General features: G+C 71.5%; 14 protein-coding genes. 4 read left to right on the top strand and 10 right to left on the bottom strand.

The features are described from left to right. Positions 1 to 144 precede the first annotated feature (144 nt). Complete coding sequence (locus AS857_RS17220) at positions 145 to 813, bottom strand: HAD family hydrolase (RefSeq protein WP_058044209.1); 669 nt, start codon at positions 811 to 813, stop codon at positions 145 to 147. 71 nt (positions 814 to 884) lie between these two features. Further along, positions 885 to 1,388, bottom strand: a complete 504-nt coding sequence (locus AS857_RS17215) for a DUF6912 family protein (RefSeq protein WP_058044208.1) — start codon at positions 1,386 to 1,388, stop codon at positions 885 to 887. Between the two features lie 302 nt (positions 1,389 to 1,690). On the opposite strand from AS857_RS17215, the gene AS857_RS17210 reads away from it, so the two are divergent. Then, positions 1,691 to 2,158, top strand: coding sequence for an Rv3235 family protein (locus AS857_RS17210; RefSeq protein ID WP_245700226.1), 468 nt, complete (start codon positions 1,691 to 1,693; stop codon positions 2,156 to 2,158). Positions 2,159 to 2,266: 108 nt separating this feature from the next. On the opposite strand, the gene secA is transcribed toward AS857_RS17210, so the two are convergent. Continuing rightward, positions 2,267 to 5,083, bottom strand: a complete 2,817-nt coding sequence (secA, locus tag AS857_RS17205; protein WP_058044207.1) for a preprotein translocase subunit SecA — start codon at positions 5,081 to 5,083, stop codon at positions 2,267 to 2,269. Positions 5,084 to 5,318: 235 nt separating this feature from the next. On the opposite strand from secA, the gene AS857_RS17200 reads away from it, so the two are divergent. Further along, positions 5,319 to 5,912, top strand: a complete 594-nt coding sequence (locus AS857_RS17200) for a GNAT family N-acetyltransferase (protein WP_058044206.1) — start codon at positions 5,319 to 5,321, stop codon at positions 5,910 to 5,912. Between the two features lie 66 nt (positions 5,913 to 5,978). Further along, on the top strand, positions 5,979 to 7,190 hold the full coding sequence (locus AS857_RS17195; protein WP_058044205.1) for a winged helix-turn-helix domain-containing protein: 1,212 nt from the start codon (positions 5,979 to 5,981) through the stop codon (positions 7,188 to 7,190). On the opposite strand, the gene AS857_RS17190 is transcribed toward AS857_RS17195, so the two are convergent. From AS857_RS17190 to mtnA, 7 genes are all read right to left on the bottom strand, one after another. Then, positions 7,191 to 7,931: a response regulator gene (locus tag AS857_RS17190; protein WP_058044204.1), complete on the bottom strand. Its 741-nt coding sequence runs from the start codon at positions 7,929 to 7,931 to the stop codon at positions 7,191 to 7,193. Between the two features lie 243 nt (positions 7,932 to 8,174). Beyond that, on the bottom strand, positions 8,175 to 8,864 hold the full coding sequence (gene hpf, locus AS857_RS17185) for a ribosome hibernation-promoting factor, HPF/YfiA family (RefSeq protein WP_058044203.1): 690 nt from the start codon (positions 8,862 to 8,864) through the stop codon (positions 8,175 to 8,177). A gap of 316 nt (positions 8,865 to 9,180) precedes the next feature. Continuing rightward, positions 9,181 to 9,951, bottom strand: a complete 771-nt coding sequence (locus AS857_RS17180; protein WP_079110472.1) for a ComF family protein — start codon at positions 9,949 to 9,951, stop codon at positions 9,181 to 9,183. Between the two features lie 76 nt (positions 9,952 to 10,027). After that, positions 10,028 to 11,866 (bottom strand): LpqB family beta-propeller domain-containing protein, encoded by a 1,839-nt coding sequence (locus AS857_RS17175; protein WP_058046862.1) that lies wholly within the window; start codon positions 11,864 to 11,866, stop codon positions 10,028 to 10,030. Continuing rightward, on the bottom strand, positions 11,856 to 13,883 hold the full coding sequence (mtrB, locus tag AS857_RS17170) for an MtrAB system histidine kinase MtrB (protein ID WP_079110471.1): 2,028 nt from the start codon (positions 13,881 to 13,883) through the stop codon (positions 11,856 to 11,858). Before mtrB ends, AS857_RS17175 begins: the two co-directional genes overlap by 11 nt. A 1-nt stretch (position 13,884) precedes the next feature. After that, the gene (mtrA, locus tag AS857_RS17165) at positions 13,885 to 14,562 is read right to left on the bottom strand and encodes a two-component system response regulator MtrA (RefSeq protein ID WP_055539974.1); all 678 of its coding nucleotides are present in this window, start codon (positions 14,560 to 14,562) and stop codon (positions 13,885 to 13,887) included. Positions 14,563 to 14,704: 142 nt separating this feature from the next. Beyond that, positions 14,705 to 15,859 carry an S-methyl-5-thioribose-1-phosphate isomerase gene (gene mtnA / locus AS857_RS17160; protein WP_058044202.1) on the bottom strand — a complete coding sequence of 385 codons (1,155 nt, stop codon included), beginning with the start codon at positions 15,857 to 15,859 and terminating at the stop codon, positions 14,705 to 14,707. Positions 15,860 to 16,406: 547 nt separating this feature from the next. On the opposite strand from mtnA, the gene AS857_RS39630 reads away from it, so the two are divergent. Beyond that, positions 16,407 to 17,333 carry a glycerophosphoryl diester phosphodiesterase membrane domain-containing protein gene (locus tag AS857_RS39630; RefSeq protein ID WP_058044201.1) on the top strand — a complete coding sequence of 309 codons (927 nt, stop codon included), beginning with the start codon at positions 16,407 to 16,409 and terminating at the stop codon, positions 17,331 to 17,333. Positions 17,334 to 17,480: the final 147 nt, after the last annotated feature.

The following is a 17,480-nucleotide window of genomic DNA, read 5'->3' as shown; positions in this document are numbered from 1 at the left end:
TCCGGGCGCAGGACAGGGGCGCCGTCGCCCCCGCTGGATATCGCGCTGATCACCCCGTAAGGCTATCGCTCTTCCCCCGGGAGGCGTCACGAGCGGTTTGTGTACAAAACCCGGGGCCCATCTTTGACGATATGGACAGCGCGGTCAGCGGGTCAGCCGCTCAGCCTCCGCGACGGCCTCCACCAGCGTGTCCACGACGGGCACCCCGGCCCCGGCGAGCCCGGCCCGGTCGTGCGAGCCGCCCGTGTACAACACCGCGTGCGCACCCACGTGGGCCGCCGCCACCGCGTCGTCGAGGGCGTCGCCGATGACGACCGTGCGCGCCGCGGGTATGCCCTCGCCCGCCAGGCCGGCGATGTGGCGGGCCATGTGCTCGGCCTTGCTGCCGCCGGAGGGGCCCGTCCGCCCGTCCACCCGGACGAATCTCCGCTCGATGCCGAACATGCGCACGAGCGGCAGGAGGTCCTCGTGCCCGTACATCGACATGATCGACTGGGTGCCGCCGGACTCCTGCCAGTGCTTCAGCAGCTTCTCGGCGTCGTCCGCGAGGCCGCAGCGCAGGTGGTGGTCGTGGTAGTGCCGCTGGAAGGCCCCGTCCATGTGCTCCCACTCGGCGGCGGTGGGGAGGCGGCCCATCAGCCGCTCGTAGAAGCGCGGGATGGGGACGCAGTACAGCGCGCGGTAGCGCTCCAGGGTGATCGGCTCCAGGCCGATCTCCGCGAAGGCGGCGTTCGTCGCCGTCATGACCGCGTCGACGTCGTGAAAGAGCGTGCCGTTCCAGTCCCACACGATGTGGGCCTCGTGCTTCCCCATGCGGAAACTGTACGGGGCGGCTGTGACAACGCCGCCCCCGGATCGGAGCCGGCCCTGAACCGGAGCCGGTCCTACATCAGGTTGGGGATCTCCTGCACGCCGAACCACATCAGCTCGTGGTCCTCGGCCCCGTCGACCGTGAACTGCGCGTCGTCGTCACCGCGGTCGGCGGCGCCCAGCGCCGCGGCGGCCGCCGCGACGTCCTCCTCGGCGTCGCCGGAGTCGATGTGCACGGCCGCGGCCTTCGCCAGCGGCACCGCCTCCGCGAGCCGCACCTCGCCGTACGCGGACTGGTCCAGCCCGCGCTCGGGGTCGGTGGCCACGGCGCCCTCGGGCACGTCGACCGCGACGACCACGCGGCGGCGGGGCGCCTCCGGGTCGGCGGCGAGCAGGCGCAGGGAACCCTGGGCGGCGCGCCCCAGGGCCGCGTACTCCAGCTCCTCGACGTCGTCGGAGCGGTACCACTCGCGCAGGGCCGGAGTGACGGCGAAGGCGTCCAGCGGGGCCGGGCCCAGCACTCCCGCCTTGTGCACCTCGGCGAGACCGGGGAGGGTCAAGGGGACGTAGACGCGCATGACCGCCGCTTTCCTTCGATCCTGGGGACGTTTCGGTTGTGAGGTCAGCATACGGGCGCGGGTCCCCCTTCGAAGTGCAGGTGAGCCGCTTGCGGGCGGCTCCTCGGCACCCCGTGTCGTGCCGTGCGGCACCCGGCCGCCCCGCGCCGCCCCCGGGTCCCCCGAATAGGTGAAACACCCGTGGGCGGCACGGGCCCGGGCTCCGTCCTTGCCGCCCTCCGCCACCCCCGATAGAAGATCACCCGACGGAAGCTACCGCCCGGTAATCCCACCGGGCCAGGCACCGCGAGGGGGCGGCCAGCATGAGGACCGGCATCAACAGGACCACCGGCGGCAGGACGACCGCCCGCACCGGCAGGCCCGCCGCCCGGACGGCACCCGCGCGGCGCACCGACTCCCGCCGCCCGGCCCCGGACCCCGCCGCACGCCGCCGCGAACGCGAGCGCCTGCCGCGCTACTGGTTCGCCGAGCGGCTCCTGCTCACCCTCAGCGGCCAGCGCCCCGTCCACTGGATGCTCGGCCACACCCTGGGCGCCGCCTACGACCAGCTGGCCGCCATGGCGCCCCACGCGCCGCTGCTGCCCGCCCCGCCGGGCCGCAGCCCCGCCGTCAGGCACTGCGACGAGTTCCGCCCCTCCCCCGGCGTCATCGAGGCCTTCGCCCGGATCACCTCCGGGGACCGGCTGCTCGCGCTCGCCTTCCGCCTGGAGCGCTGCGCCGACCAGCGCTGGCGGTGCTCGGCCGTGGAGCTCGGCGGCACCCGCCGCTGACACGCGTGAGGCGGGGCGGGACACCTGGGTGTCCCGCCCCGCCTCATGCCCGAAGGCTCATGCCCGAAGGCTCATGCCCGAAGGCTCACGCCCGGCGAACCGCCGGGATCACTTCTTACGGCGACGGCCGCCGCTGTTCTTCTGCGCCTTGCGGCGCTCGGCGCGGGTCATGCCGTCCGCCGCCGAGCGGAACTCGCCGGTGTCGTCGCTGGCGTAGTCGGTCTCGATCGTGCCGCCCGCACCGTCGACCGTCGGGGCCGAGAAGTGCAGCCGGTCCGGCCGCTGCGGCTGCGCGAGACCCTTCGCACGGATCTCGGGACGGGCGGCGGGGATGGTGTCCTGGACCTTGTCCAGGGACGGCGCGGCCTCCTCGACCGGGACCTCCTCCAGCTGCTGGTCGACCTGGACCTCCAGGTTGAACAGGTAGCCGACGGACTCCTCCTTGATGCCCTCCATCATGGCCTGGAACATGTCGAAGCCCTCGCGCTGGTACTCCACCAGCGGGTCCTTCTGGGCCATGGCCCGCAGGCCGATGCCCTCCTGGAGGTAGTCCATCTCGTAGAGGTGCTCACGCCACTTGCGGTCCAGCACCGACAGCACCACGCGGCGCTCCAGCTCGCGCATGATGTCGGAGCCCAGCTGCTCCTCGCGCGCCGCGTACTGCTCGTTGATGTCGTCCTTGATGGACTCGGCGATGAACTCGGCCGTGATGCCCGCGCGGTCGCCCGCCGCCTCCTCCAGCTCGTCGATGGTGACCTTCACCGGGTAGAGCTGCTTGAAGGCGCCCCACAGCCGCTCCAGGTCCCACTCCTCGGCGAAGCCCTCGACGGTCTCCTGGCGGATGTAGTCGTCGATGGTGTCGTCCATGAAGTGCTGGATCTGCTCCTGCAGGTCCTCGCCCTCCAGGACGCGGCGGCGCTCGCCGTAGATGACCTCGCGCTGGCGGTTGAGCACCTCGTCGTACTTCAGGACGTTCTTGCGCGTCTCGAAGTTCTGCTGCTCGACCTGGGACTGCGCGGAGGCGATGGCCCGGGTGACCATCTTGTTCTCGATCGGCACGTCGTCGGGCACGTTGGCCATGGCCATCACGCGCTCGACCATCTGGGCCTTGAACAGGCGCATCAGGTCGTCGCCCAGGGACAGGTAGAAGCGGGACTCGCCCGGGTCGCCCTGACGGCCGGAACGACCGCGCAGCTGGTTGTCGATACGGCGCGACTCGTGGCGCTCCGTGCCGAGCACGTAGAGGCCGCCGAGGTCCTTGACCTCCTCGAACTCGGCCTTGACCGCGGCCTCGGCCCGCTCCAGGGCGCCGGGCAGCGCGGCCGCCCACTCCTCGACGTGCTCCACCGGGTCGAGACCCATCTGGCGCAGCTCCGCCTCGGCGAGGTCGTCCGGGTTGCCGCCGAGCTTGATGTCGGTGCCGCGGCCGGCCATGTTCGTGGCGACGGTGACGGCGCCCTTGCGGCCGGCCTGCGCGACGATCGAGGCCTCGCGCTCGTGGTGCTTGGCGTTGAGCACCTCGTGCTGGATGCCGCGCTTGGCGAGCTGCTGGGACAGGTACTCCGACTTCTCCACGGAAGTGGTGCCGACCAGGATCGGCTGCCCCTTCTCGTGCTTCTCGGCGATGTCCTTCACCACGGCGTCGAACTTGGCGACCTCGGTGCGGTAGATGAGGTCGGACTGGTCCATGCGGACCATCGGCCGGTTGGTCGGGATCGGCACCACGCCGAGCTTGTAGATCTGGTGGAACTCGGCGGCCTCGGTCATGGCCGTACCGGTCATGCCGGACAGCTTGCTGTAGAGGCGGAAGAAGTTCTGCAGGGTGATCGTGGCGAGCGTCTGGTTCTCGTCCTTGATGTCCACCCCTTCCTTCGCCTCGATCGCCTGGTGCATGCCCTCGTTGTAGCGGCGGCCGGCGAGGATACGGCCGGTGTGCTCGTCGACGATCATGACTTCGCCGTCCATGACGACGTAGTCCTTGTCCTTCTTGAACAGTTCCTTCGCCTTGATGGCGTTGTTCAGATACCCGACGAGGGGGGTGTTGACCGACTCGTAGAGGTTGTCGATGCCCAGCCAGTCCTCGACCTTGGCGACGCCGGCCTCGTGGATGGCGACCGTGCGCTTCTTCTCGTCGACCTCGTAGTCGCCGGTCTCCTCGACGCCCTTCTGCGGGTTGGCCGGCTCGCCCTTCTTCAGGCGCGTGACCAGCTTGGCGAAGTCGCCGTACCACTTGGTGGCCTGGTCGGCCGGGCCGGAGATGATCAGCGGCGTACGGGCCTCGTCGACCAGGATCGAGTCGACCTCGTCGACCACGGCGAAGTTGTGCCCGCGCTGGACCAGCTCCTCCTGCGACCACGCCATGTTGTCGCGCAGGTAGTCGAAGCCGAACTCGTTGTTCGTGCCGTACGTGATGTCGCAGCCGTACTGCTCGCGGCGCTGCGCCGGCGTCATGTTCGCCAGGATGCAGCCGACCGACAGGCCCAGGAACTTGTGCACCCGGCCCATCAGCTCGGAGTCGCGCTCGGCCAGGTAGTCGTTGACCGTGATGAGGTGGACGCCCTTGCCCGACAGGGCGTTCAGGTACGCGGGCAGCGTGCCGACCAGGGTCTTGCCCTCACCGGTCTTCATCTCCGCCACGTAGCCCAGGTGCAGGGCGGCGCCGCCCATGAGCTGGACGTCGTAGTGACGCTGGCCGAGGACGCGCTTGGCGCCCTCGCGGACGGTCGCGAAGGCCTCGGGGAGCAGGTCGTCCAGGCTCTCCCCGTCGGCGTAGCGCTGCTTGTACTCGTCGGTCAGGGCGCGCAGCTCGGCGTCGGAGAGGTTGAGGAAGTCCTCTTCGATGGAATTGACCTGGTCCGCGATGCGGTGCAGCTTGCGCAGGATCTTGCCTTCTCCTGCACGCATGATCTTGCCGAAGACGGACACGTAGGCTAGCTCCTTGCCGGTCGGGCCTGGCACCGGTTCTCCCCCGCCGTGGGCAGGGGGCGGGTACGCGGGCACGACGGGACAGTCCCCGCCGCAACGGCCATCGTAAGCGAGGACCCCGCTGCGCCGGGAGGTCCGTCATCACCCGGGCCGGGTGTCACCCGCGGTGTCACCCGGTTATGGAACGAGCGAATAATCCCGAAGGTGCCGGGCTGAGGGTCTTTACACTCCGCCCATGGACCCCATGGAGCTCACGACCGAGCGTCTGCTGCTGCGTCCCTTCGCCCCCTCCGACGCGGACGCGGTGCACGCCGCCTGCCAGGACCCGGACATCCCCCGGTACACGAGCGTGCCCTCTCCGTACACGCCCGAGGACGCCCGGACCTTCATCGAGGAGACCTGCCCGGCCGGCTGGCGCGACGACACCCTCTACACCTGGGGCGCCTTCACCCGGGAGGACGGCCGGCTCGCCGGTTCGATGTGCCTGGTGCGGCTCGCACAGCTGCGCTCCCCCGAACGCCAGGCCGAGCTCGGCTACTGGACCGCCAAGGAGCGGCGCGGCCGCGGGTACACCGCGGAGGCGGCCCGCGCGGTGGTCCGCTGGGCCTTCGGGACCCTCGGCGTCGAGCGCATGGAGTGGTACGCGGAGGCGGGCAACGAGGGCTCGCGCGCGGTGGCCCTGAAGACCGGCTTCCGGATGGAGGGCGTCATGCGGTCGAAGATCGTCTACGGGGGCACGCGGCGCGACGCGTGGACCGGCTCCCTGCTCCCCTCGGACCTGGGCCTGCCCACCGCCGCCCCCTACCTGCCGTTTCCCGAGCGCGGCTGACCGGCTGCCTGGCGGCCCCGGGCGCGAGCCCGGCCGTTGTCAGTGCCCCCGCCTAGGGTGGCCGCCATGACAACTGCCGCCTCCGCCAAGGCCCGTAAGCCCGAGCACCACCTGTCCGCCGATGACGCGCGCCGGCTGGCGCTGCGCGCCCAGGGCCTGCTGGGCGCGCCGGACCGGCGGGCGGGCACGCGCGGCGTGCTGCGGCGCCTGGGGGCCGTCCAGCTGGACACGATCTCGGTGCTGGCCCGCTCGCACGAGCTGGTGCCGTACGCACGGCTGGGCGCGGTCGGCCGGTCCACGGTCGAGGAGGCCTACTGGTCGGGGGACCACGCCTTCGAGTACTGGTCGCACGCCGCGTGCATCCTGCCCGTCGAGGAGTGGCCGCTGTTCGCCTTCCGCCGCCGGGCCTTCCAGGCCCGCGGCCACCGCTGGCACGTCATGGAGGACGCCGAGCGCTCGTGCGCGGCGGTCCGCGACCGGCTCAAGGCCGACGGCCCGCTGACGGCCACGGAGCTGGGCGGCGCCAAGAACGGCTGGGGGCACCTCCCAGCGGTAGCTGGGGGAGAGTGGTACGACTGGTCCGAGACGAAGATCGCGGTGGAGTGGCTGCTGGACACCGGCGAGGTGGTGTGCACCCGCCGGCGCGGCTGGAAGCGCGTGTACGACCTGGCGGAGCGCGCCGTCCCCACCGCCCTCTTCCACGACAACCTGGACGACGCCGCGTGCATCCGCCGCCTGGTGGCGCAGGCCGGTGCCGCGATGGGCGTGGCCACCCGGGCGGACCTCGCGGACTACCACCGCCTCAAGGGCGAGCAGGTGGACGCCGTCATCGACGACACCGGTCTGGTGCCGGTCGAGGTGGCGGGCTGGGCGAAGCCGGCGTGGGCCGACCCCGCGCTCCTGGCCGAACAGCCGCGCGGCCGGCACCGCACGACGCTGCTGTCGCCGTTCGACTCGCTGGTCTGGGACCGCCCCCGCACGGAGCGGATCTTCGGCTTCACGCACCGCCTGGAGGCGTACGTCCCGAGGGAGAAGCGGATACACGGCTATTTCGCGATGCCCCTGCTGTCGGGCGGCCGGCTGCTCGGGCGTGTCGACCCCGCGCGCGACGGAGCCACGCTGGTGGCCCGCCAGGTCTCCCTCGACGGGCCCAAGGCCGTGGCCCCGATGGCCGCGGCGCTGCGCGAGGCGGCCGAGTGGGTGGGCTGCGACGCCGTCCGGATCGAGCGCTGCGACGACGCGAAGCTGGCCGCAGCGCTGATCACCGCCCTGGATTAGCTAACGGATCTCCAGGATCTTCTCGCGCATCGCGTACACCACCGCCTCCATCCTGGAGTGCAGCTGCAGCTTCTCCAGGATGTTGCGCACGTGGTTCTTGACGGTGTTCTCGGAGATGAACAATTCCTTGGCGATATCGCGGTTGTTCATTCCCGTGGCGACGAGCTTGAGGACTTCCAGCTCGCGGTCCGTCAGCCGGGGCGCCGGCACCAGCCGGCGCTCGTCCGTGCGCTGGATCATCGACTTGAACTCGGTGAGCAGCTTGGACGCCATCGACGGGCTGATCTGCGACTGCCCGTCGGCAACGGCCCGGATGGCGGTCGCCACTTCGTCGGTGGAGATCTCCTTGAGGAGATAGCCGGTCGCCCCGGCCTTGATGGCGTCGTAGAGGTCGGCTTCCTCATCGCTGATCGTCAGCATGATGATTTTCGCGCTGGGGGCCACCTCCTTGATGGAGGTGCACGCCTCGATGCCGCCGCGTTTGGGCATGCGTACGTCCATCAGCACGATGTCGGGCAGCAGGTCCGCCGCCTTGTCCACGGCCTCCGCGCCGTCCCCGGCCTCGCCGACGACCTGGATGTCCTCCTCCTGCGCCAGGACGATCTCCAGGCCCCGGCGGAAGAGCGCGTGGTCGTCCACGACCAGGACCCGGATGGGCTCCTCGCGCGCCGCTCCCCTGCCCGTGCAGGCCTCGTCGTCGTCCTCGCCGGGCTCGAGTACGGGCCCGAACCTGTCCGCCATTGTTCCTCCCCCTGAAGACCCCTGAAGGCCCAGAGCCCCTCGCGGTTGCACTGTGTTGCGTGCTGCGCCGCCCAACCGGTTCCCCGGCGCCGGTGGTTGGCCGTCGGGTCATGATTTCATGCCGGGGGGCCGGATGCCGCTTCCGTCGTCGCACGACGGCGCCCCGGGGGCGCGGGGGGCGCGCCCCGAGGGCACCGGACCGACGGTTACGGCAGATGGCGCGGGAGGCCGGAGCCTCCCGGCTCAGCCGCCCAGCTCCCCGCCCGCACCACCGGGCTCTCCTTCGAAGAGCGGGTCGGCATTGAGGTGGATGACGCCGTAGTCGTAGGCGTGCCGCCGGTAGACGACACTGGGTTGTTTGGTGTCGGAGTCGACGAACAGGTAGAAGTCGTGCCCGACCAACTCCATTTCGTACAGCGCCTGGTCGAGGGTCATGGGCGCTGCGGCGTGGGTCTTCTCGCGGACCACCAGGGGGCCTTCGCCCCGGATCTCCAGGGATCCCATGCGGGTGACCGGCACCCCGTCCGACGCGTGCTCGACGGCGAGTTCACCGCTGTCGGTGAGCTCGGCGGCGCCGATGACGGTCGAAGCGACATCGCTCGCGGGGATGCGGCCGTTGCCCCGCCGGGTGTGGCGCTTGTCGTTCTGCTTGCGCAGTCGTGCTTCGAGCTTGCTGGTGGCCAGGTCCAGTGCGACATACGGATCGGTTGCTGCGGCCTCCGCCCGGATCACCGGTCCACGGGAACGCACCGTGATCTCCACCCGGTCGGAGCGGTCGGCCTGCCTGGGGTTGGGCTCCTTGGACACCTCGACGTCGAGGCTGATCACCTTGCCGTCGAGCTTCTGGATCTTGTCCAGCTTCAGCTTCTCGGCCACGTGCTTGCGAAAGCGCTCGGGCACCTCGGTCTTGCGGCCTTTGACGACGATGTCCACGCAGAACTCCGTTCCCGGATCGCCCCGCCGAAGGTGCGGAGCGCATCCCTCTTGCATCAGACTCCGGGGATACCCGGAGCCACCGACTTGGCGGTTTTCACCTCCTCCTCCCCCATCGGCAAGGTCTGCACCCCATCGACTTCAAGCTTCCGTGAAAGCGAGCGAAGCGCGCCATTCGGAAATGCGAGGCATAGCCCCTGCCATTCCTCACAACCGAACATATCTCGCTCGGACGCCTGTCGGTAGCCCCTACCGGGACGTACCTCCATTCAGGTGTTTCCCTGCCGTTACCATCAGCAACGAATGACGTTGCCCTTCAGTTCCGCTTCTTTTCGGCCTCGCGCGGGGGAACTCCGGACGCGGCCACGACGGCGGCGCCCAGCACTTCTGCGCCCGCGAGGGAGACGGCACGGGCCGCCTCGGCGAGCGAAGCCCCCGTGGTCATCAGATCGTCTACCAGCACCACCGGCCCCTCGCGCATCAAGAGTCCCTCTCCTCCCATGCGTACCCCCAGTGCACCGGCCACATTCGCCCTGCGCTGCCGGGCGCCCAGCCCGGCCTGATCGGCGACGGCCCTGCACTGGCGCAACACGGGCGCCGCGCGGGCGGGCAGGCCGCCGGCACGCAGGGCCCGCGCGGCGGCGAGGGCCAGGCGCCGGCCGGCATCGTGGCCCCGGGCCGCGACGGCACGGCGGGCCGAGGGGACGGGAACGAGCAGCAAGGGTCTTTCACCGGCCTCCAGGGCCCCTCCCCCGCCCCACCGGCCACCACCCGGACAACTGGCCGCAGCGCGCACCGCACCCGCCAGGGCAGCCCCCAGCGGCCCCGCCAGCCCCAGCGCTCCGCGCTCCTTGTGCGCGAGCAGGGCCGAGCGCACCGGGCCCTCGTACCGCGCGGCGGCATGGACCGGCGGCAGCCCGGCCGGCACAGGATCCGGCCTGACGCGCCACGCCGCACCCGCGCCCGGCACCGCGCCTCCGCCCAGCGCCGCCCGGCACGCTTCGCACAGCACGGACCGCGGCCGTCCGCACCCCGCGCACTCGCCCGGCAGCACCAGGCCCGCGATCTCCTGCCACCACGCGCGCACAGATCCACTGTCCCGCCGGCCGCGGCGCCCCGCCACCCCTGTGGAAAACCCTGCGCTGCGCAACCGCGCCCGGCGGCTAACCCGGGTAGACCGGCGCGGAGCCTTCCTTGGTCACCAGCTTCCAGTTGCTGTCCGGCAGCAGGCGTACGATCCCGCCGTCCCGCTCGGCCACCAGCGCCGGCGCCTTCGCCGTGCTCTCCGAGGCCGCTACGCCCCGCACTCCCGTGATGCCGGGCAGTGCGGAGGTGTTCGACAGCGAGCCGTCCGTGTCGATGTACTGCAGCTGCTGCAGCCCGCCCTGTTCGTTCCCCGCGACCAGCAGCCGGCTCCCGCCGGCCCACGACACCGCGTCGACCTGCTCCAACCGCGGGGCCACCGAGCGCAGTTCCTGCACCGACAGGCTCAGCCGCCCGGAGCCCGCGTGCCGTTCGACCCGCCCCAGCTTCAGGCTCGTACGGTCGTCCTTGGTCACCAGCAGCGCGATCCGCACGCCGTCGGCCGCCACCCGCAACCCGGTGATGCGCCCGTCGAGCCGGGGCACCTGGACCTCCTCCGGGGTGCCCGTGCCGCCGGGCAGCCGCAGCAGCCGCGGCCGCTCCGGGTCCTGGTCGGCCACCCACAGGTCGCCGAGCCCGTCCCAGCTCGGGGCGGTCAGCCCGGCCTTCGCCCCGCCGCGCGCGGTCACCCGGGGCTCGCCCAGCGCCGATCCGGTCTCCAGGCGGGTGACGTACAGCGCCTGGCCGTTGGCGGCCACGCCCGCGGCGTGGTGCTCGCTGCGGTCCACTCCCACCGACCTCAGCTGCACGGCCCCGTCGGCTCCGAAGGGTCCCGGCACCCGCCGCGGCTCCTCGTCGCCGTCGGCCAGGCTCACCATCCGGTGCTGCGCGTCCACGAAGTACTGCTGGTCGGCGCCGCGGCCGGCGGCCTGGTCGGGCGCGTACTTGCGCGCGTCCTCCCGTCCCAGCGAGCACAGCTGCGAGCCGTTGTCCCGCTGCAGCACCACCTGGCCGACCTTCGCCGACTGGTCCTGGACGGTGTACAGGAGCTGCGCGGCCATGCGCAGGCACTGCGCCTGGTTGGTGCCCGCGGCCTTATCGTTGAGCCGGATCCTGAGGGCGTTGGAGTCGTCCACGGAGAGCCGCCGGTCCACGACCTTGGTGCCCGTCGGGAACGCCGTCGCGGCGACCGGGTCCAGCCAGTTGGTCGGCCCGTCCAGCAGCGCGTTGACCGTGGACGTCACGGGGTCTATGCGCTTGCGCAGGTAGACGGGGTCGGCGACGAGCACGTCCCGGCCCTTGCCGGAGCCGGACGTGCCCAGCTCCGCGAAGTAGTACTTGTTGACGGACCGGTAGATCCGCTGGAAGTCGGCGAGGCCGAGCACCAGCCCGGCCGGCAGCCTGTCGATGCGCCACTCGCCGCCCTCGCGCGCGACGTGGATCCGCTCCTTGTACGAAGCCTCTTCCGGCTTGTAGGCGTGCTTGGCGTCGATCCTGGCGACCTGCTTGCCGATCAGGGTGATCGTGTAGTCCCGGTCACGGTCGCCGGAGTGCTCCACCTGCACCTGCGGCGGCTCCGCCAGCACGACCGTGCCCCACGAGGGGTCCCACTCCCGCTGCTTGCCCTTGGCCAGGTACATGCGGGCCGTGCCGTAGTCCGGATCGTCGCTGGTGGTGGCCTCCAGGAAGCCCGTCACCAGCTCCTGCGGCCGCTCGCCCTTGTGCGGCGGCACGCCGTAGACGCGCACCTGCGAGTCCGCGTCGGCGCGCTGCGACGAGTCGACCGCCGTCACCTCGCCGCTGTCGGGCATCGAGGCGCACCCGGCCAGCAGCGCGGCGCTGACGGCGAGCGCGCCGAACCCCGCGGTCCGCCGCCGCGGGCTGCCCGCCCGTCTGCGGCGATTGCGTTCAGCGCCCACGCGCCCGCCCCTCACGTTCCCCCGCGGCCCCAGCCGCGGGCTTGCCGCCGTCCTGGCTTCCCGGGCGCACCACACGGGCACCACTGCCCGGCAGCGCCGCAGGATCCACGGCGGGCACGTTCTTGTTCTGCGGCGGTACGGGCGTCAGCCCGGCGCCCTGCGGCGGCACGCCGCCGGACCGCCCGGCCACGGCCACCGGCACCCCGGCCTCGCTCAGCCCGCGGTTGCGCCGGGAGTCCTCCGGCTCCAGCGGGATCGGCGATCCGCGCAGGGTCTCGCCGGCCGTGCCCGGCAGCGTCAGCCGGAACTGCGAACCGCCGCCCGGCTCGCCCCACGCCTGCAGCCAGCCGCCGTGCAGCCGCGCGTCCTCCACGGCGATCGACAGGCCCAGGCCCGTACCGCCCGTGGTGCGGGCGCGCGCGGGGTCGGCCCGCCAGAAGCGGTTGAACACCCGGACCGCCTCGCCGGGCTTGAGACCCACGCCGTAGTCGCGGACGGCCACCGCGACCGCGCCGCCGGCCGCAGCCAGCCGCACGACCACGTCCCGGCCCTCGCCGTGCTCCACAGCGTTGACGACCAGGTTGCGCAGCACGCGCTCCACGCGCCGGGAGTCCGCTTCCGCGATCACCGGCTGCTCGGCGCCCTGCACCAGCAGCTTGCTGCCCTTGCGCTCCGCGAGCGGCAGCGCCCCTTCGATCACACGGTTGACGACGTCCCGCAGATCGATCGGCTCGGCCTCCAGGGCCGCGGCCCCCGCGTCGAACCGGCTGATCTCCAGCAGGTCGGCCAGCAGCGACTCGAAGCGGTCGACCTGCCCGTACAGCAGCTCCGCCGAGCGCGCGGTGACCGGATCGAAGTCCTCACGGGCCTCGTGGATGACCTCGGCGGCCATGCGCACGGTCGTCAGCGGCGTCCGCAGCTCGTGCGAGACGTCCGAGACGAACCTGCGCTGCATCCGCGACAGCTGCTCCAGCTGCTGGATCTTGACCTGGAGGTTCTGCGCCATCTTGTTGAAGGCCTCACCGAGGCGCGCGATGTCATCCTCACCGGTGACCTTCATGCGCTCCTGCAGGACGCCCGCCGCCAGCCGCTCGGAGATGCTCGCGGCCATCCGCACGGGCGTGACGATCTGCCGCACCACGAGCCAGGCGATGGCCCCGAGCAGCACGACCACGAACACCCCGGCCGTCGCGAGCGTGCCCTTGACCAGGCTCAGCGACTTCTCCTCCTGGGTGTACGGGAAGAGGTAGTACAGCTGGTACGCCTTGCCGTTGGGGTCGTACATCCGCTTGCCGACGACCAGCGCCGGCTCGCCCTCGTCCGAGGAGTTGTGCTTGACCGACGCGGACTTCCACAGCGCCCCGGTCTTGGAATCCACCTGTTTCCGCAGGTCGGCGGGGATGCTGGCCTCGGGGTCGATGTCACCGGAGGCCCGCGGGCCGCGCGCTCCGGCGGACGTCATGTCGTTGTACCCCAGGTCGCCGTAGACGAGGTCGCCGCCGCCGGAGCTGAGCGCCACCACGTGGTAGACGCCCTGCCCGCCGCTGGAGAGCTGCTGCACCTGGGCCGTCAGCCAGGCCCCGGGATCCGTGCCGCCGCGGCTGCCCGACTGGGCGTCCTGCCCGCGGGTGTCCCCCGCGGTGTCGGCGGCGTCCCGCGCCGCCTTGAAGCCGCCCTCGGCCTGGCTCTGCGACGCATGCCGCTTGGCTTCCAGCAGGCCGTTGCGGACCTGCCCGATGACCACGACGCCGAGCAGCAGCACCACGCCCATCGACATCAGCAGCGTGGTCGCGACGACCCGCAGCTGGATGTTGCGCCGCCACAGGCGCATCGCGGGCAGCAGCGGACGGCGCACCCAGCGCACGTACAGCCTCAGTACCGGGTGGACCGGCCCTGCGGCCGCGCCGTCGGACAGCATCCGCCCGGCCCGCCACAGCCGCCGGAAGAAAGATATGCCGCCCGCCGTCTCGACGGGCCGCCCCACGCCCCGCTCCGGGGCGGCACCGTTGCCCGACATGTCAGCTCGGCCCGGCCTTGTAGCCCACACCACGGACGGTCACCACGATCTCCGGCCGCTCCGGGTCCTTCTCGACCTTGGAGCGCAGCCGCTGCACGTGCACGTTGACGAGGCGGGTGTCGGCCGCGTGACGGTAGCCCCACACCTGCTCCAGGAGCACCTCACGGGTGAAGACCTGCCACGGCTTGCGGGCGAGCGCGACCAGCAGGTCGAACTCGAGCGGCGTCAGCGCGATCGACTGCCCGTCGCGCTTGACCGAGTGCCCGGCCACGTCGATGACCAGGTCCCCTATCGCCAGCTGCTCCGGCGCGGGCTCCTCGGAGCGGCGCAGACGGGCGCGGATCCGCGCCACCAGCTCCTTCGGCTTGAACGGCTTGACGATGTAGTCGTCGGCCCCCGACTCCAGGCCGACGACGACGTCGACCGTGTCGCTCTTCGCCGTCAGCATCACGATCGGCACGCCGGACTCGGCGCGGATGAGCCGGCAGACCTCGATGCCGTCCCGGCCGGGCAGCATCAGATCGAGCAGCACAAGATCGGGCTTGACCTCACGAAAAGCAGCAAGTGCCTTGTCGCCGTCCGCTACGAACGACGGCTCGAACCCCTCACCACGCAGCACAATGCCGAGCATCTCGGCCAGTGCGGTGTCGTCGTCGACGACAAGGACGCGTCCCTTCATATCGACATCATCCCATTTTCGCATCCGGTCCATAGAGCCGGGTGACGGAGCTCACCTGGCGCGACTGACACACTTCGGTGTGTCCCGTTGACCCGGGACACCGACAGCGTTCGCCGCCAGGGGTGGACAGTACACGTGCGGATCAGGCCGGCCCACTCCCGGATCCCCGCTGTGACCTGCCGCAGAGCTCCGCCAGCCCCGCCCGGGTCACCGGCGAGACGACTCCGTTCTCCGTGACGATGGCAGTCACCAGTTCCGGTGGTGTGACGTCGAACGCAGGGTTGTACGCCTGCGTCCCCAGGGGAGCCACCGGCACCCCCGTGCCCGGCTCCGCGCCTGCCCCCGGCGGCACGACCGTAAACTCCGTGATCTCGTGCCCCGGGCGCTGCTCCACCTCGATCTCCGAACCCGTCTGCGTACCGAGGTCCACGGTCGTCACCGGCGCCACCACGAGGAACGGCACGTGGTGATAGCGGGCCAGCACAGCCAGCGGATAGCTGCCCACCTTGTTCGCCACGGAACCGTCCGCGGCTATCCGGTCCGCACCGATCAGCACGGCATCCACCTCGCCCGCGGCGAACAGCGACCCCGCCGCATTGTCGGCGAGCAGCGTGTACGCCATCCCGGCCCGGGCCGCCTCGTACGCGGTGAGCCGCGCCCCCTGCAGCAGCGGTCGCGTCTCGTCCACCCACAGGCGCCTCAGCCGCCCCACACGGTGCGCCGCGCCCGCCACGGCCAGCGCCGTGCCCTCGCCCCCGGAGACCAGGGCACCGGTGTTGCAGTGCGTGAGAACCCGGAACCCGCCGCCGGGCACCAGCTCCTCCAGCAGGGCCAACCCGTGCGCCGCCATCCGCGCACTCGCCTCCGCGTCCTCACGGTGCAGGGCACGCGCCTCCGCGAGCGTGGCCGCGGCGGCCTCCTCGGGCCCGCCACCGTCCTTCAGGGCCTTCTCGTACGCCCCCAGGGCACGCCGCACCCCGTAGGCGAGGTTCACGGCCGTGGGGCGTGCGTGCGCGAGCAGGTCGGCTGCCTCCACGACGTCGAAGCCGCGGACGGCGGCCAGCGCCACCCCGTACGCCCCGGCGATGCCCAGCAGCGGAGCGCCCCGCACGGCGAGCACACGGACCGCGTCGACCAGCGCCGGCACGTCCGTGCACACCAGCCCGACCTCCTCCGCGGGCAACCGGCGCTGGTCCAGGACCACGAGCACGGGTCCCTCCGGCGGCTCCTCCCATCTCAGCGCTGGAACGGAGCCGGGCTCGACGGACGCCATGGATGCCGCGAACTGATCAGCCATCCATCCAGTCTGCCGCTCGTGCCCCGACTATTGAAGGTCGCCTTGGGATTACTCCCTCGTACGAGCTCGCGAGCCGCTCGGATCACCGTGACACGATTGCCGGAAGTCGCTCGCCGCCGAACCGGCGGACGGGCGGGCACTGAGAAGGAGCGAGACGCACATGACTGACTCTCCGGGCCGGACCTCGCCCGGATCCTCCCCGTCCGACGAGCGCGACCCGGCGGCGACGCAGGAGGCGACACAGGAACAGAAGCAGCCGGAGCAGGCACAGGCACAGACAGAGACCCAAGGGCAGGCACAGGCGCAGGAAAGAGCCCAGTGGGCACAGGAACAGCCGCCACCGGGTGACTGGTCGACCTCCTCCCCGAGCCCGCCCCGCCAGCGCACACGCGCCCGGGCGAACACGTCCTCGGGAGCGCCGGGGGCGCCGGGTGCGGGTGCACCGGGTACACCGAGCCCACAGAACCGGGCAAGCCGTGGTGGTGCGGGACCGCAGCCGGGCTGGAACCAGTGGGCGGGGGGCCGGCCGCAGGCGCCCCAGCCCGGGGTGATCCCGCTGCGCCCGCTGCAGACCGGGGAGATCGTGGAGGGCTCGGTCCGCACGATGCGCCTCCACTGGCGCTCGGTCGTCGGCATCTCCCTGACGGTGGCCGTGGGCACGCAGACCGTGGCGACGGTGATCGAGCGGTTGTGGCCACGCGGCACGAAGGAGCTCGACGCGCTCAACGGGGAGACCCCGCAGACGCCGAAGGAACTGGTCGACGCCATAGGCAACGGCCTCGGCAGCCTCGGGGTGACCTGGCTGCTCAGCCTGGTCGGCTCCATCACCGCCGCAGCCCTGCTCACGGTGATCGTCAGCCGAGCGGTGCTCGGCCGCCCGGTCACCGCCCGGGAGGCATGGCGGAGCGCCAGGCCGCAGCTGGCACGGATGGCGGGGCTACTGGTCCTGGTGCCGATGCTCCTGGTGGGTGTGTTCGCCGTAGGTATCGTCTGGGGCCTGCTGGCGGCCGCGGCCGGAGCCGAGCAGGCAGGGATGTCGCTCATGGCTCTGGGCGGCCTGGTGTCCATGGCCGTGGCGACCTGGCTCTGGATTCGCTACAGCCTCGCCGCACCGGCGCTGATGCTGGAGAAGCAGAGCGTGCTCGGAGCAATGAGGCGGTCGGCGAAGCTGGTGCAGGGCGCCTGGTGGCGGGTCTTCGGAATCCAGCTCATGTCCGTGATGATCACGCTGCTGGTCGCTCTCATGGCCCAGGCCGTCGTTATCGTCTTCGACGTCCTCATCCACGGTTACGGAGAACAGTCGGCTGCCGATGCGACCGACTGGGCCTCTCTCATTTCCATCGGTATAGCGGCGGTCATCAGCGCCACGATCACGCTTCCGGTCACGGCCGGCATGACGGCGCTGCTGTACATGGACCAGCGCATTCGACGCGAGTCCCTCGACATCGAGCTCGCACGGGCGGCGGGCGAATAAGAGCAATTGCTGCTGCTCGGCTGCATTCCTTCCTGAAGGAATGCAGCCGAGCAGGCAAGGGGATTCAGGGAAAACGTCCTGAACGCAAAAATGCCTCAGGCCCCGAGTGATAACACTCGGGGCCTGAGGCTGAAAAATTGTTCGGCG

Source organism: Streptomyces roseifaciens (assembly GCF_001445655.1).
Taxonomy (GTDB): Bacteria; Actinomycetota; Actinomycetes; order Streptomycetales; family Streptomycetaceae; genus Streptomyces; species Streptomyces aureoversilis.
The sequence above is the reverse complement of the archived record's forward strand: the minus strand, read 5'-3'. Positions and strand labels throughout refer to the sequence as shown.